This is a genomic window from Comamonas sp. GB3 AK4-5 (assembly GCF_041320665.1).
In the GTDB taxonomy this organism is placed as follows: domain Bacteria; phylum Pseudomonadota; class Gammaproteobacteria; order Burkholderiales; family Burkholderiaceae_C; genus Comamonas.
On record NZ_CP166730.1, the window covers coordinates 4,561,576 to 4,577,101 of the forward strand.

At 65.6% G+C, this 15,526-nt stretch carries 12 protein-coding genes and 1 pseudogene; 6 read left to right on the top strand and 7 right to left on the bottom strand.

Annotation, left to right across the window (positions count from 1 at the left end; all coding sequences use genetic code 11):
• Window positions 1-82: 82 nt before the first annotated feature.
• From dbpA to ACA027_RS20275, 4 genes and pseudogenes are all read right to left on the bottom strand, one after another.
• Window positions 83-1,489 carry an ATP-dependent RNA helicase DbpA gene (dbpA, locus tag ACA027_RS20260; protein WP_370679985.1) on the bottom strand — a complete coding sequence of 469 codons (1,407 nt, stop codon included), beginning with the start codon at window positions 1,487-1,489 and terminating at the stop codon, window positions 83-85.
• Between the two features lie 90 nt (window positions 1,490-1,579).
• A pseudogene (locus tag ACA027_RS20265) lies at window positions 1,580-3,341 on the bottom strand (dipeptidase).
• A 31-nt stretch (window positions 3,342-3,372) separates the two neighbouring features.
• A complete protein-coding gene (gene dtd, locus ACA027_RS20270; protein ID WP_370679986.1) occupies window positions 3,373-3,822 on the bottom strand; it encodes a D-aminoacyl-tRNA deacylase in 450 nt (149 codons plus the stop codon).
• 17 nt (window positions 3,823-3,839) lie between these two features.
• Window positions 3,840-4,808: a cation diffusion facilitator family transporter gene (locus tag ACA027_RS20275; RefSeq protein ID WP_370679987.1), complete on the bottom strand. Its 969-nt coding sequence runs from the start codon at window positions 4,806-4,808 to the stop codon at window positions 3,840-3,842.
• 174 nt (window positions 4,809-4,982) lie between these two features.
• On the opposite strand from ACA027_RS20275, the gene ACA027_RS20280 reads away from it, so the two are divergent.
• Window positions 4,983-7,055: a molybdopterin-dependent oxidoreductase gene (locus ACA027_RS20280; RefSeq protein ID WP_370679988.1), complete on the top strand. Its 2,073-nt coding sequence runs from the start codon at window positions 4,983-4,985 to the stop codon at window positions 7,053-7,055.
• Window positions 7,056-7,462: 407 nt separating this feature from the next.
• On the opposite strand, the gene ACA027_RS20285 is transcribed toward ACA027_RS20280, so the two are convergent.
• On the bottom strand, window positions 7,463-8,374 hold the full coding sequence (locus ACA027_RS20285; RefSeq protein ID WP_370679989.1) for a LysR family transcriptional regulator: 912 nt from the start codon (window positions 8,372-8,374) through the stop codon (window positions 7,463-7,465).
• Between the two features lie 134 nt (window positions 8,375-8,508).
• Between ACA027_RS20285 and ACA027_RS20290 the strand changes: the two genes are divergently transcribed.
• The 3 genes from ACA027_RS20290 to ACA027_RS20300 all read left to right on the top strand — a co-directional run bounded on the left by ACA027_RS20290 (window position 8,509) and on the right by ACA027_RS20300 (window position 11,059).
• A complete protein-coding gene (locus ACA027_RS20290) occupies window positions 8,509-9,417 on the top strand; it encodes a pirin family protein (protein WP_370679990.1) in 909 nt (302 codons plus the stop codon).
• 94 nt (window positions 9,418-9,511) lie between these two features.
• Window positions 9,512-10,141 carry an isochorismate family cysteine hydrolase YcaC gene (ycaC, locus tag ACA027_RS20295; RefSeq protein WP_370679991.1) on the top strand — a complete coding sequence of 210 codons (630 nt, stop codon included), beginning with the start codon at window positions 9,512-9,514 and terminating at the stop codon, window positions 10,139-10,141.
• Window positions 10,142-10,363: 222 nt separating this feature from the next.
• Window positions 10,364-11,059 carry an isochorismatase family protein gene (locus ACA027_RS20300; RefSeq protein ID WP_370679992.1) on the top strand — a complete coding sequence of 232 codons (696 nt, stop codon included), beginning with the start codon at window positions 10,364-10,366 and terminating at the stop codon, window positions 11,057-11,059.
• Window positions 11,060-11,092: 33 nt separating this feature from the next.
• Here ACA027_RS20300 and ACA027_RS20305 read toward each other — a convergent pair whose 3' ends face one another.
• Window positions 11,093-11,467 (bottom strand): winged helix-turn-helix transcriptional regulator, encoded by a 375-nt coding sequence (locus ACA027_RS20305; protein ID WP_370679993.1) that lies wholly within the window; start codon window positions 11,465-11,467, stop codon window positions 11,093-11,095.
• 156 nt (window positions 11,468-11,623) lie between these two features.
• Between ACA027_RS20305 and ACA027_RS20310 the strand changes: the two genes are divergently transcribed.
• Together ACA027_RS20310 and ACA027_RS20315 are read left to right on the top strand one after the other, a co-directional pair.
• Complete coding sequence (locus ACA027_RS20310; RefSeq protein ID WP_370679994.1) at window positions 11,624-12,631, top strand: NAD(P)-dependent alcohol dehydrogenase; 1,008 nt, start codon at window positions 11,624-11,626, stop codon at window positions 12,629-12,631.
• A gap of 227 nt (window positions 12,632-12,858) precedes the next feature.
• Window positions 12,859-14,430 carry a diguanylate cyclase gene (locus ACA027_RS20315; protein ID WP_370679995.1) on the top strand — a complete coding sequence of 524 codons (1,572 nt, stop codon included), beginning with the start codon at window positions 12,859-12,861 and terminating at the stop codon, window positions 14,428-14,430.
• A 50-nt stretch (window positions 14,431-14,480) separates the two neighbouring features.
• Here the strand turns inward: ACA027_RS20315 and ACA027_RS20320 are convergent, their stop codons facing one another.
• A complete protein-coding gene (locus tag ACA027_RS20320; RefSeq protein WP_370679996.1) occupies window positions 14,481-15,473 on the bottom strand; it encodes a Bug family tripartite tricarboxylate transporter substrate binding protein in 993 nt (330 codons plus the stop codon).
• Window positions 15,474-15,526 lie beyond the last annotated feature (53 nt).

A 15,526-nucleotide genomic window follows, 5' to 3' on the forward strand; every position in this document is an offset into this window, starting at 1 on the left:
AGGGCCGCCCCGCCGCGCCGGCATCGTCCCCTCCCGCGCAGCGAGAGAGGGGGAAGACGCGAAGCGGCTCAGGGGGAGCATTTCACAGCAAGCGCGCCTTCACCGTCTTACCCTTGACCTTGCCCGCATTCAGCTTGGCGCAGGCCGCAGCGGCAATCTTGCGGTCCACGGCCACATAGGTGGACCAGTCGTTGACGCTGATCTTGCCGATCTGCTCGCGGGTGTAGCCAAAGTCGGCGCACATGGCGCCCATGACGTCGCCGGCACGGATTTTTTCGCGGCGGCCGCCGATGATCTGGATGGTCATCATGGGGGGCAGCAGCTCGCCACCGGCTGCGGGCGTGAGTTCATCCACGGGGAAGAATTCCGAGGCGCGGCCCTGCAGCTGTTCGATCTTGCCCACGCTGCCCATCTCGTCCATGGACACCAGGTTCAAGGCCAAGCCTTCGGCATCACCCCGGCCGGTGCGGCCGATGCGGTGGATGTGGACTTCGGAGTCGGGCGTCACGTCCACATTGATGACGGCGGACAGATCGGCAATGTCCAGGCCGCGCGCGGCCACGTCGGTGGCCACCAGCACGCTGCAGCTCTTGTTGGCAAACTGCACCAGCACCTCGTCGCGTTCACGCTGTTCCAGCTCGCCAAACAGGGCCAAAGCACTAAAGCCCTGGGCCTGCAGCTCGGCCACCACATCACGGCATTGCTGCTTGGTGTTGCAAAAGGCAATCGTCGATTCGGGGCGGAAATGCGCCAGCACCTTGGCCACGGTGTAGATCTTGTCGTCGGCATCGACCTCGTACCAGCGCTGCTGGATCTTGTTCGAGCTGTGCTGGGCCGCCACCTTCACGGTTTGCGGCTCGCGCATAAAGCGCTGGGCCAGGCCGGCAATGCCTTCGGGGTAGGTGGCGGAAAACAGCAGGGTCTGGCGATCGGGCGGACATTGGCGCACCACGGTTTCGATGTCGGCCAGAAAGCCCATGTCCAGCATGCGATCGGCCTCATCCAGCACCAGGGTCTTGAGATTGCTGATGTCGAGGGCACCGCGCTCCATCAGGTCCATCACGCGGCCGGGCGTGCCGACCACGATGTGGGCACCATTTTCCAGCGAAGCGATCTGGTTGCGCGAGGGCACACCGCCGTACACGGTGACCACCTTGATGTTGTCCTGGGCCCGGGCCAGGCGGCGGATTTCCGTGGCCACCTGGTCGGCCAGCTCACGCGTGGGGCACAACACCAGGGCTTGCACGGCAAACCAGCGCGGGTTGAGGCGGTCCACCATGGGCAGGCCGAAGGCGGCGGTCTTGCCGCTGCCAGTGCTGGCCTGGGCGATCAAGTCCTTGCCCTGCAAGGTCAGCGGCAGGCTGGCCGCCTGGATGGGCGTCATCTGCGCATAGCCCAGCTGCTGCAGATTGGCCAGCATCTCGGGCGACAGGGGAAGGGCCGAAAACGCGGTGGATGCAGCGGCGGGGGCAGAGGCGGAGGTATTCATGGGCGAATTATCCGGGGACTGCGCCCACCGCAGTGCCTGCCACCCACAAAACCTTCGGCGGGTGTCCAGCGCCCGCCTCTGAGGCACAACTTACTGCATCTGCTGCAGATTGCCTATGCGCACCAGCATCTCGGTGAACATCTGCATATCGGTGCGCAGATCGGCCAGCTCCTGGTATTCCAGCGCGTTGTGGGCCGTGTACTTTTTGCCGGGCATGGCCGGGCCAAAGTTGATGGCATTGGGCAGGAATTTGGCCGTGGTGCTGCCGGCCGTGGGCACGGGTTTGGCTTCAAGCCCCGTGGTGTCACCAAAGATGTTGAGCAGCGTGGACAGCCAGGCCCCCTTGGGGTCGCGCGCCATCCAGTTGCCCTGGGTGTAGTGCACCGTCACCGGCACCTGGGCGCTGGCACTCCAGCGGGCAATCCCCTGCTCTACTTCGGTGCGCAGCTGCTCTGGCGTTTTGCCACGCGGCATGCGCACATTGGTGATGACCTCCAGCTTGCCATCGGCTGCCTTGATCAGATTGGGCGACAGCGTCAGCGGGCCCATGAAGTCGTCGGCATAGGCCAGGCCCAGTTGCTTGCCCAAATAGTCCAGACCGAACACGCCGTTGATATAGCGCACGGCCTGGCTGTAGGCACTGGGCTGGACCAGGGCCTGGCCTTGAGCGGGCAGCAGCACGCTTTGCAGGAACAGCGCCAGACGCGGCACGGGGTTCACCCCCTCTTCGGGGCGCGAGCCATGGGCCGAGCTACCGGTGACTTTGACCGTGACCGCGCCATCGCCCTGCTGCACCGCTATGGCGAATGGACCGCTCTGGCCCTGGTGCTGGGCCACAAACGCATCTTTGGCAGCATTCAGCCGCTGGGCAATCGCCGCCAGAGCCAGGGCATTGCCACCCGAAATGGTGGCCGTGGCGGTTTGCGCAATCGCATTCGCCGAGGCCGCGCCCGCCATGGCAGTGATGGCGGGCTGCGCCGCATCCACGGGCGCATCCGCAAACACGGCCTTGAGTGCACCACTGCCTTTTTCGGCCACCACGGCCGGGTATTTGCTGTCGAGCACGATGTTGTAGGCCGGTAGCTGCGTCTGCCCCTGGTAGTACTTCATGGCGTCGCCACCGGTTTCCTCGGTGGTCTCGATCATCAGGCGGATGCTGCGCGACAACGGCAGGCCGCTGTCCTTGACAGCCTTCATGGCATAGAGCACGGTGGCGATGGAGCCCTTGTCGTCAATGGTGCCGCGGCCATAAAGCCTGTCGCCCACACGGGTGACCTGAAAAGGGTTGAGCTGCTTGCCATCCAGCACCCATTCGGCAGTCACCACAGGCACCACATCGGCGTGGGTGAGGATGCCGAACTCATCCGTACCCTTCCCTGCCAAGTTCGCCGGCAACGTGACCTCAAAAATCCGGTTGTCCACATTGCGAAAGCGCAAGCCAAAGTCGCGCGCCATGGTCTCGACCAGCTTGCCGAAATCGATGATGGCGGGGCTCTCATGCGGTGCCACCTTGGCATCACGCACCGTGGTGCAGGGCCACCATGCGCTCCAGCGTGCCCAGCACGGCCGCTTCTTGCGTGAGGCGGGTGTAAGCCCCCAGCAGGCGGGCGATATCGACCAGCTCGTCGCCGGCCAGCGCCTCGCCCCGGGCATAGCGCTGCACGGCAGCGGCCACCGAAGGCTGGGACTGCGCGGCCTGCTGCGCGAAAGCGGCGAACGTGGCAGGCACGGGCTGGGCCAGCAGCGCATCCAGCGCGGGTTTTTTCAGCGTTTGCGCCTGGGCCGGCAGGCTGCAGGTCAGGGCGGTGCTGGCGGCCAGTGCCAGCAAGGGGAGAGAGGCGAAATGCTTCATAAAAATGCCCATCCATGCGGGAAAGAAATGTTTAGGCCTGGGGCGCTATGCGCACGGGAATGGTCACCGGCCCGTCGTTGACCAGATGCACCTGCATGTCAGCGGCAAAGATGCCGGTCTGCACCACAGGGTGGCAGGCCCGGGCCTGGGCCACAAAGTAGTCATACAGGCGCTGGCCCTCTGCCGGTGCGGCTGCGCCGGTGAAGCTGGGGCGGTTGCCGCCCTTGGTGTCGGCCGCCAGCGTGAACTGGCTGACCACAAGCAAACCGCCACCCACATCCTGCAGGCTGCGGTTCATCTTGCCGGCCTCGTCCTGAAAAATGCGCAACTTGAGCAGCTTGGCCAGCAGCTTGTCGGCCTCGGCCTCGCGGTCGCCCTGCTCGGCACACACCAGGGCCAGCAGGCCATGTTCAATCTGGCCGGTGATCTGGCCATCCACTTCCACGCGCGCGCTTTTCACGCGCTGCACCACACTCAACATGGCTTGTTTCTCTCGTCTTAGTTTGTCGATGGAGGCTGCTGCGCCATGGCCTGCTCATAGGCCGTAGCCATGCCATCGGGCAACACTTCGATGCGTGCCTGCAAACCGGGAATGGCCTGCATCAGCGCCTGCTCCACCCGGGTACGCCATTGTGCGGCGTGGGCCAGCGTCCACTGGCCCGGGGCATGCATATGCAGATCCACAAAGCTGCGCTCGCCCGCACGGCGGGTCGTGATGCTGTCAAAGGCCAGGGCCACGCCCTCTTCGCTTTGCACCTGCTCGGCGCACTGCTGCAAGCAGCGGTCGATGGCACTGCGCGCTTCGGCATCGACCGCGCTGTCCATCAGCCCTTGCGAGGACTCCCACACCAGTTGCCCGCCCTGCACCAGAATGTGCAGGCCCACGGCCACGGCCACGGCGGCATCCAGCCACAGCCAGCCTGTGACATGGGCCAGCACCAGGCCGGCCACCACCCCCACCGAGGTCCAGACATCGGTCAGCAGATGGCGGGCATCGCCCTCCAGCGCCATGGAGCGGTATTGCCGCGCCGAGCGCAGCATCACCCAGGCCAGCCAACCATTCAAGGCCGTGCTCAGCAGCGACAGGCCCAGGCCCCAGTCCAGGCGCTCCAGCGGCTGCGGGTTGATCCAGCGGGCCACGCCCACCCAGATGATGGCCAGGCTGGCGCCCATCACCAGCAGGCCTTCAAAGCCGGCCGAAAAATACTCGGCCTTGTGGTGGCCATAGGGGTGATCGGCATCGGCCGGGCGCTGGGCAATGGTGACCATGGCCAGGGCGAACATGGCACCCGCCAGGTTGACAAAGGATTCCAGCGCATCCGACAGCAAGCCCACCGAGCCGGTGAGCCACCAGGCCATCATCTTCAGCACGATGGTGACCACCGCCACCACCACAGACAGGCGCAGCAGGCCGTGTGGAGAGCGCCAGCCACCAGCCTTGGGCGATGGAGCAATGTGGTTTGCCATGGACCCTCTCAAAAAGCAGTTCGCAATGCCCGGCATTAGACCACCGCCATGGCGAATCTCAGCTGCGGTGGCATCTGCCAACGCTGCACCGAGGCGGTCTATGCATATGCCCACAACACATACCAGCCGTGGTGAAATGTGGCCACTACCTCCCCCACGCACACAGCCACCGCCATGTCCGCAAGCCCTGATTCCGCCGCCACCACCGTCATCGGCGCCTGCCCGCATGACTGCCCCGACACCTGTTCGCTGCGCACCACCGTGGTCGACGGCGTGGCCACGCGGGTGCAGGGCAATACCGCGCACCCGCACACCGGCGGCGTGCTGTGCGCCAAGGTCAGCAAATACACCGAGCGCAGCTACCACGCACAGCGTGTGCTGCAGCCCTTGAAGCGCAGCGGCCCCAAAGGAAGCGGCCAGTTCACTCCCGTGGGCTGGGACGAAGCCCTCAGCGACATTGCCCAGCGCCTGCACGCCATTGCCCAGCGTGCGCCCGAGGCCATTCTTCCCTACAGCTACGCCGGCACCATGGGCCAGGTCCAGGGTGAGAGCATGGACCGGCGCTTTTTCCACCAGTTGGGCGCCAGCCTGCTGGACCGCACCATCTGCTCCAGCGCTGGCGGCGAAGCCCTGGCCCACACCTATGGTGGCAAGCTGGGCATGCGGGTGGAGTTCTTTGCCGAAAGCCAGCTGATCCTCATCTGGGGCAGCAATTCGATTGCCAGCAATCTGCATTTCTGGCGCTATGCCCAGGAGGCCAAGCGCAACGGCGCCAAGCTGGTATGCATAGACCCGCGCCACAGCGAGACGGCAGACAAATGCCATGAACATCTGCAGCTGCTGCCCGGCACCGACGCCGCCCTGGCCCTGGCGCTGATGCACGAGCTGATTCGCAACGACTGGCTGGACCACGACTACATTGCCCGGCACACCCAGGGCTGGGAGCAGCTCAAGGCACGCGCCCTGCAATGGCCGCCCGAGCGTGCCGCCCAGGTCTGTGGCCTGCCCGTGGAACAGATCCAGCAGCTGGCACGCGACTACGGCACCATGCGCCCCGCCGCCATCCGCCTGAACTACGGCATGCAACGCGTGCGCGGCGGCGGCAATGCGGTACGCGCCGTGGCCTGCTTGCCGGCCCTGGTAGGTGCCTGGCGCCACCGCGCCGGCGGCCTGCTGCTGTCCAGCTCGGGCGTGGCGCCGTTTCAAAAAGCCGCGCTGCAGCGCCCCGACCTGCTGGGCGCGCGCCGCCCACGCACCCTGAATATGAGCCAGATTGGCGATGTGCTGCTCCACCCCGGCGATGCCCAGTTCGGCCCCCGGGTCGAGGCCGTGGTGGTCTACAACAGCAACCCTGTGACCGTGGCGCCCGAGTCGGTCAAGGTGGCTGCCGGCTTTGCGCGCAATGACCTGTTCACCGTGGTGTTGGAGCATTTCATGACCGACACCGCCGACCATGCCGACTATGTGCTGCCGGCCACCACGCAGCTGGAGCATTGGGACATTCACGGCAGCTACGGCCACACCGATGTGCTGCTGAACCGCCCCGCCATTGCCCCCCAAGGCCTGGCCCGCAGCAATGCGCAAATCTTTCGCGACCTGGCCGCGCAAATGGCCTGCCTGGACGCGGACTTTGCCGCAGCGCATTTTCACGACTCCGATGAGGCGCTGTGCCGCACTGCAGTAGCAGGAACAGCTATCGATTTTGATGCCTTGCTGCAAAACGGCTTTGCCACCATCCCCGTGGCAGAGGCCCCGTTTGCGGAAGGAGGCTTTGCCACACCCTCGGGCAAATGCGAGTTCGACAACCCCAGGCTGGTCGCACTGGGCATCAACACCTTGCCGGACTATGTGCCCAATTACGAGGCGCCCACGCCCGCATTTCCGCTGGCCATGATCTCGCCGCCGGCGCGCAACTTCCTCAACAGCACCTTCGCCAATGTGGCCAGTCTGCAGCGCATGGAGCAGCGCCCGCTGCTGGAGCTGCACCCCGACGACGCCACCGCGCGCGGCATTGCCGACGGCGACCGGCTGCGCGTATTCAACGCCCGGGGCGAGCATGTCTGCCACGCCGCCCTGAACGGCCGCGCCCGCACTGGCGTGGTGGTGGGGCTGGGCATCTGGTGGCGCAAACAGGGCGACAACGGCACGAATGTGAACGAGCTCACCCACCAGCAGCTCACCGACATCGGCCGTGGCCCCTGTTTTTATGACTGCGCAGTGGAGGTGGAAAAATTAAACACCCCCTGAGGCGCTAACGCGCCTTCCCCCTCTTTCTCGCTGCGCGAGGGAGGGGGACGGCAGCCTCGCTGCGGGGCGGCCCTTGCTCGCTGCCCCTGGCGAATGGGGCGAGGCATGCGCCATGGGTGCGCTCTTGCGCCGTGTTCTCTGATCTTTCTCCCTCGCCCGCTTGCGGGAGAGGGCGGGGGTGAGGGTGTAATCCGGCAAAGCAGCAGGCACGAAAAAGTGCTGTAGCAGTGACTGGAAAGGCAACAGCTCCAAACCGACTCCTGGCCTACGACACGGACACGGCCCAGGCCAGGACACCGCGCAAGGGCCGCCTTGCAGCCTAGGCCAGCGCTGGTGTCGTCCCCCTGCCCGCGCAGCGTACCGAGCGAAGAGCGGGGGGAAGGCGCGCAGCGCCTCAGGGGGTGACCTCAATCCTCATCCATGTCATCAAACTGCTGCACCAGATGGTCCAGCAGCGCACGCACGGCCGGCAGCTGACCTCTGCGTGAGGCAAAGACGGCGTGCACGATTTCCGCGCGCGGCGCCCAGCCCGGCAGCACCTGGACCAACGCGCCGCTGCGCAGCTCTTCCTGCACAAACATCTTGGGCAGTTGCACCACGCCCACGCCTTGCATGGCCGCGTCACGCAAGGTGCCCATGGACTGCGTCACCAGGCGCGGCTGGTGGCGTACCTCGGCGCGCTCGCCATTCGGCCCCAGCAGCAACCAGCGGTGCGTCTCCTGCAGCTGGCCCATGTCCAGACTGGGCCAGGCCGCCATATCCATGGGCCCGCTGGCCTGACCCATGCGCTCCACCAGGGCCGGACTGGCCAGCAGGCATTGCCGGCGCTCGGCCAGGCGGCGCAGCACCAGGTCGCTGTCTTCCAATGGCGGCGGGCGCACGCGGATGGCCAGATCCAGGCCCTCGCCCACCACATCCACGCGGCGGTTGGTTTCGTCCACCTGCAGCGTCACCTCGGGATAGCGCGCCATAAAGCTGGCCAGCATGGCCCCCACCCGCGCGGTCAGCAGGGCCACGGGGCAGCTCAGCCGCACCACGCCGCAGGGCATGCTGTGGGCCATGACCACCGAGGCCTCGGCCGCCTCGGCCTCGGTCAACATGGCGCGGCAATGCTCGTAGTAGCGCTGGCCCATGTCGGTGACGGAAAAGCTGCGCGTGGAGCGCCGCAGCAGCTGCGCGCCCAGGCGCTCTTCCAGTTGGGCCACACGGCGGCTGAGCTTGGATTTGGGAATGCCCAAGGCGCGCCCGGCGGCAGCAAAACCGCCGTGCTCCACCACCAGGGCGTAGTAGGAGAGGTCGTTGAGATCGGGCAGGCTCATTGTTTTAAAAATAGAACGCTGAAGGTGAATATTGTGGACTACTCAGACTAGCGTCCCAAATTCATACTCTGCCTCATGTTCAACGGATGGAGACGCGGCACCGCCAGCGCCCATCCCTCACCAGGAGAAATGCCATGCTCAAGCGCGTTCTGGGCGTTTACGAAGCCCCCCGCCCCCACTGGGTTGGCGACGGCTTTCCCGTGCGTTCGCTGTTCAGCTATGGCGACCACGGCAAGGCACTGAGCCCCTTCTTGCTGCTGGACCATGCCGGCCCGCACCAGTTCACCCCCACCACCAAGCGCCGTGGCGTGGGCACCCACCCGCACCGGGGATTCGAGACCGTGACCATCGTCTACGAAGGCGAAGTGGCCCACAGCGACTCCACCGGCGCGGGCGGCACCATCGGCCCCGGTGATGTGCAGTGGATGACGGCGGCCTCGGGCATCTTGCATGAGGAGTACCACTCCGACGCCTATGCCAAGGCCGGCGGCAACTTCGAGATGGTGCAGCTGTGGGTCAACCTGCCTGCCAAGGACAAGCTGACCGCCCCCGGCTACCAGACGCTGCTGAATGCCGACATTCCCACCGTGGCCCTGCCCGATGGGGCCGGCAGCCTGCGGGTGATTGCCGGTGACTACACCGCTGCGAATGCCAAGGCGCAGGGCCCGGCCCGCACTTTTACCCCCATCAATGTGTGGGATGTGCGGCTTGCGGCCGGTGCCAGCACCGAGCTGCATGCCATGCCCGGCCACACGCTGGCCCTGGTGGTGCTGCATGGCACGGTGCTGCTCAACGGCCAGGAAGTGGCACGCGCCGGGCAACTGGTGCACCTGGACCGCGCCGGTGATGTGGTGCAGCTGGAGGCCAACAACGACGTCACGCTGCTGTGGCTGTCGGGCGAGCCGATCGAGGAGCCGGTGGTGGGCTATGGCCCGTTCGTAATGAACACCGAGGACGAGATTGCGCAAGCCATGGCGGACTTCCGCAGCGGCCACTTTGGCCAGATCCCGGCGGCGGAGCGCAGCGCCACGCTGTCGCACTGACCGGTTCTGGCACCACGCCAACGCCTGCCTCCCGCAGGTGTTGGCCCCGCACACCCTTTCTACCTTCCCTCCACCCTTTCGCAAAGGAAACACCATGCGCGCTAAACCCTATGTTCGCCTCGACAAAGACAACGCCGCCGTGCTGCTGGTTGACCACCAGACCGGGCTTTTATCCCTGGTGCGCGACATCGATCCCGACAAGTTCAAGAACAATGTGCTGGCCCTGGCCGACATGGCCGAGTACTTCAAGCTGCCCACCATCTTGACCACCAGCTTTGAAGATGGTCCCAACGGCCCGCTGGTGCCCGAGCTGAAGGAAAAATTCCCCACCGCGCCCTATATCGCCCGCCCCGGCCAGATCAATGCCTGGGACAACGAGGACTTCGTCAAGGCGGTGAAAGCCACCGGCAAGAAGCAGCTCATCGTGGCCGGCGTGGTGACCGAGGTCTGCGTGGCCTTCCCCGTGCTCTCGGCCCTGGAAGAAGGTTTTGATGTGTTTGTGCTGACCGACGCATCGGGCACCTTCAACGCCATGACCCAGCAGGCCGCCTGGAGCCGAATGGAGCAAGCCGGCGCCCAACTGATGACCTGGTTTGGCGCGGCCTGCGAGCTGCACCGCGACTGGCGCAACGACGTGCATGGACTGGGCACTTTGTTCAGCAACCACATCCCCGACTACCGCAACCTGATGAACAGCTACGCCACGCTGACTGCGGGCAAGTGAACCCCAGCGCGCCCCTGAGCCGCTTCGCGTCTTTCCCCTCTTTAGGCGCTACGCGCCGGAGGGGGCGGCACCGGCGCGGCGGGGCGATGCGGCCGGCGTAAGCCCTTGCGCGGTGCCACTGACATAGGCCAGGCCGTTTCATGCGCTGCGCGTAACGCGCTCGCCCCGTGCAAGCACATCTGACGGCGCCTTGCTTGAACCCTCTTCTTTCAGAAAGCTTTTATGACCATCGTTTCCTCGACCCTGCCCGCCAACTTCCACGGCGCTGCGCCCGTCATCGACCCCCACAACGTGGCCATGCTGCTGATTGACCACCAAAGCGGCTTGTTCCAGACCGTGCAGGACATGCCCTTCACCACGCTGCGTCGCCTGGTGGCTTCGCTGGCCAAGGTGGCCACGCTGTCCAAGATTCCGGTGATCACCACGGCCTCCGTTCCGCAAGGCCCCAACGGCCCTCTGATTCCCGAGATCCATGCCAATGCCCCCCATGCCGTCTACGTGGCACGCAAGGGCGAGATCAACGCCTGGGACAACCCCGACTTTGTGCAGGCCGTCAAGGCCACGGGCAAGAAGCAGCTCATCATCGCCGGCACCATCACCAGCGTGTGCATGGCCTTTCCCTCCATCGCTGCCGTGGCGGCGGGCTACCAGGTGTTTGCGGTGATCGACGCCTCAGGCACCTATTCCAAGATGGCCCAGGAAATCACCCTGGCGCGCATGATGCAGGCGGGCGTGGTGCCCATCGACACGGCCGCCGTCGCCTCCGAGCTGCAAAAGACCTGGAACCGCGACGACGCAGCCCAGTGGGCCGAGGCCTATACCGGCATCTTCCCCCACTACCAACTGCTGATCGAAAGCTATGCCAAGGCCCAGGAAGTCGTTCAAAACAACGAACAGCTGGACTCCGCACGCAAGTAAGCGTGCAGTAGAGCGGGCGAGGTCTAGCCTCCGTCAGGCCTGGTCGCCACCGGGTGTGCAGGCCGGCGGCGACCCTGCCTCGTGCAGCTGCTCCTGGGCATAAGCCGCCCCCCAGTCGCGCATGGCCAGCAGCACGGGCTGGAGCGACAGGCCCAGCGCGGTCAGCGCATAGTCCACGCGCGGCGGCACCTCGGCATACACGGTGCGCAGCACAATGCCGGCCTCTTCCAGCTCGCGCAGCTGCAGGGTCAGCATGCGCTGGGTGATGCCGCCAATGGCGCGGCCCAGCTCGCTGAAACGTTTGCTGCCTGGCATCAGGTGAAACAGGATGATGGGCTTCCAGGTTCCGCCCATCACGGACAGCGTGACCTCCACGGCGCAGCCGCTTTTGCGGTTCAGTTTTTTCATGGTGGCGGCCTTTTGGGGGAATGCAGAGCCTAGCGCCAGCCCTGCTGTGATGCATTACTTACATTTTTAATACTACGCCACAAATATGTTGGTTCTGGCGCTCTGGAATGTGGCCGGGCACCATGCAACACATCTGCTTCATCCCGAAAGACTGTCATGAAAGCCCTGCGACTTGCCGCCCCTGGCGGACTCGATCAACTGCAACTGGTGGACCTGCCCGCCGCCCCGACTCCTGGCCCCGGTGAAATCCAGGTGCGCGTGCACGCCAGCTCGCTCAACTACCACGATCTGCTGGTCGTCACCCTGCCCAATGCCGCGGCCGATGGCCGCATCCCCATGGCCGATGGAGCCGGCGTGGTCACGGCCGTGGGCGCTGGCGTGCAGGAATTCGCCGTGGGCGACCATGTGGTCTCCACCTTTTTTCCGCAATGGCTGGCGGGCCGCCATATGCCCACCGATTTCCAGCAAGTGCCTGGCGACGGTGTGGATGGCTTTGCCCGCGAAAGCGTCAACCTGCCCGCCACGGCCTTCACCCATGCCCCCAAGGGCTGGACCCATGCGGAAGCCGCCACGCTGACCACGGCCGGCCTCACGGCCTGGCGCGCCCTGGTGGTGGATGGCCGCATCCAGGCCGGTGACACCGTGCTGGTGCTGGGCACGGGGGGCGTTTCCATTTTTGCGTTGCAACTGGCCAAACACATGGGCGCGCGCGTGATTGCCACCACCTCCAGCGCTGCCAAGGCCGAGCGCCTACGGGCCCTGGGTGCCGATGTGGTCATCAACTACCGCGAGCAGCCCGACTGGGGCGATGCCGTGCTGGCGGCCTCCGGCGGACGCGGCGCCGACATCGTGGTGGAAGTGGGCGGCCCCGGCACCCTGCCACAGTCCATACGCGCTTGCGCGGCAGGCGGCCATATTGCGTTGATTGGCGTACTCACCGGCTTTGCCGGCGATGTACCCACCACCGAGATGATGCGCAAACAGGTCACGCTGCAAGGCCTGATCGTGGGCAGCCGGGAAATGCAGCAGGACATGGTGCGCGCGCTGGAGTGCTTTGACTGGCGCCCCGTCATCGACCGCAGCTACCCCCTGGAGCAAACCGCCCAAGCCTTTGCCCACCAGCAATCGGGCCAGCACTTTGGCAAGATCTGCCTGACGCTCTAGCCGCATCTACCCACTTGAGCGCCCTCCTTGGCCTGCTGCGCCAGGGAGGGTGCAGGCACGTGACTGGCTGACGTGGTGCACAACCGACACATAGCGTTACATGCTCACCCGATAATGGCCGCAACCGCGTGGGTTCCCCTCATGGCCGCCAGCCAGGCGGTCCTCCCCCGCCCACCACGCTTTTTGCCTGTTTGATTGGCCGGCCGCCTGCGTCCGGCCTTGCCGCCATGGATTTACGCCGTCTGATTCTGGTGCTGACGCTGTGCAGCGCCCTCATTCCCTTTGCCAATACTTTTTATGCCGGCTACGCGGCCCAGCGCCAGCAACTGATAGACAACACCCTGGAAGCCAACTATGCCTATGCCACCAAGCTGGCCAAGAGCACGGATGACTTTCTGCAGTCCGCCCTGCAGCAGCTGGCCTATACGGCCCAGCTGCTGTCCACGCACATGGACAGCCCCGAACAGCTGTCCAGCGAGGCCACGCGCCTGCGCTTGCAGACCAAGAGCTTCAACTCCATCACCATCCATGACGCCAGCGGCCTGGTGCTTGCCACCTCGCCCGAAGCACTGAAGCTCAAGGGCCGCACGCTGTACAGCGATGTGGTGCGGGAGTCGATTGCCACGCAAAAGCCGGCGATCAGCGAGCCCTATATGGCGTCCACCGGCAACTTCATTGTCTTGCTGACCCACCCGGTGTTCAGCCCCCAGGGCCAGTACCTGGGCGCCGTGGCAGGCAGCGTCTACCTGAAGCAGGAAAACATTCTCGACCGCCTGCTGGGCACGCATTTCTACAAGGACGGCTCCTACCTGTACGTGGTGGACAAGTCCAAACGCATCATCTACCACCCCAATAGCGACCGGATCGGCATGGTGGTCGATGGCAACCCCGCCATCGATCAGGTGGTGAAGGGGGATTCGGGCAAGGTTGCCAGCACCAACAGCCAGGGCACGGCCATGCTGGCCGGATTTTCCGTGGTGCAAAGCACGGGCTGGGGCATCATCTCGCAGCGCCCCAAGGCGTCGACCCTGGCCCCGCTGGACCGGCTGGTGCGCCATATGTGGCAGCAGACTCTGCCCATGGCCGTGGTCATGCTGCTGGTGATCTGGTGGAGCGCCCACCGCATTGCCAGCCCGCTGCGCCAACTGGCCAACGGCGCCCGCACCATGGACCGGCCGGAGACGGCACAGAACATCCAGTCCGTCTCCTCCTGGTACTACGAAGCGCAGGAGCTGAAAAAAGCCCTGCTGGTGGGCATAGGCCTTTTGCACCAGAACATCTCCAAGCTGCGCCAGGATGTGCACACCGACCCGCTGACCGGCCTGGGCAACCGCCGCCATCTGGATGCGGCCCTGGCCAACCTGGAAGCCAACCAGACGCCGTTCTCGGTGGTGGCCGTGGACATCGACCATTTCAAGCATGTCAACGACAGCTTTGGCCACGGCGTGGGGGACACCGTGCTCAAGCAGCTGGCCGTGCAGATGCGCGAAGTCTCCCGCGCCCACGACCTGCCTTGCCGCGTAGGCGGAGAGGAGTTTGTGCTGCTGCTGCCCAACGCCTCCTGCCACATCGCCGCCCAAGTGGCCGAGCGCCTGCGCCGTCTGGTAGAGGCCACCGAGCTGCCCACCGTGGGCCGCATCACCATCTCGCTGGGGGTGGCCGGCTGGCCCGAAAACTCCAGCAGCATCCCCTCGGTGTTTACCTACGCCGACGAGATGCTCTACGCCGCCAAGCGCAACGGCCGTAACCGCGTCGAAATCTACGAGGCCAAGGAAGCACAGAGCTTGCCGGCTGAGTGAAGAGGAACGGGCTGCGCGTGCCTGACCTGCCAGGCACGCCGCCCTCGGCCTCAATCCAGCCGTACACCTGCCTGTTCGATGATGGCGCCCCAGCGCCGTGCCTCTTCACGGGCCAGGGTATAGAACTGGGTGGGCGTGCCGGCCAGTGGCTCCATGCCCAGCTCCTGCATGCGCAGCACCACGGCGGGGCTGGCCAGGGCCTGGTTGAGCAGCCCGTTGAAGCGCTGCACCACGGCATCGGGCAGGCCGGCCGGGCCCAGCACACCTTGAAAAGCATAGACCTCGGCACCGCTGACGCCGGCTTCGGCCAGCGTGGGCACATCAGGCAGGGCTTTCAGGCGCTGGGCCGAGCCCACGGCCAGGGCGCGCAGCTTGCCGGTTTGCATCAGCGGCAGGCCGGCCGCCAGGTCCAGAAACATGCAGGGCAGCTGGCCCCCCATCACATCCGCCACGGCAGGTGCGGCGCCTTTGTAGGGCACATGGGTGAGGCGCACGCCCGCGCGCTGCTGGAACAGCTCCATGGCCAGGTGGTGGGGCGAGCCATTGCCGGGTGAAGCGTAGTTGATCTGCCCCGGCTGTGCACGGGCCTGCTGCAGCAGCTGGGCCAGGGTCTGCGCCGGAAAAGCCGGGTTCACCACCAGCACCAGCGGAAAGCGGCTGATGCCGCCGATATAGCTGAAGTCCTTGGCGGGGCTGAAGGGCAGCTTGCGGAACAAATGCTCGTTAAAGGCCAGCACCGCGTTGTCGGCCGACATCAGGGTGTAGCCGTCAGCCCGGGCCGTGGCCACCTGCTGGGCCGCAATATTGGTGGCGGCGCCGGGCTTGTTCTCGATGACGATGGCCTGGCCCAGTGCCGGGCGCATGGCCTCGGCCACGGTGCGGGCCAGCACATCGGTGCCGCCCCCGGGCGGATAAGGCACCAGCCAACGCAGGCTTTGGCGCGGCCAGGCGCTGCTGCCCCCTGCGGCCTGCGCCCATGCGGTGTGAGAAAGAAATCCACCTGCCGCCGCTGCGGTGCGGGCCAGCCACTGTCTGCGATCCATATCGTGCTCCTGCGGATGCGATATCCGCCCATGACAGCCATGGTGCAGCAACT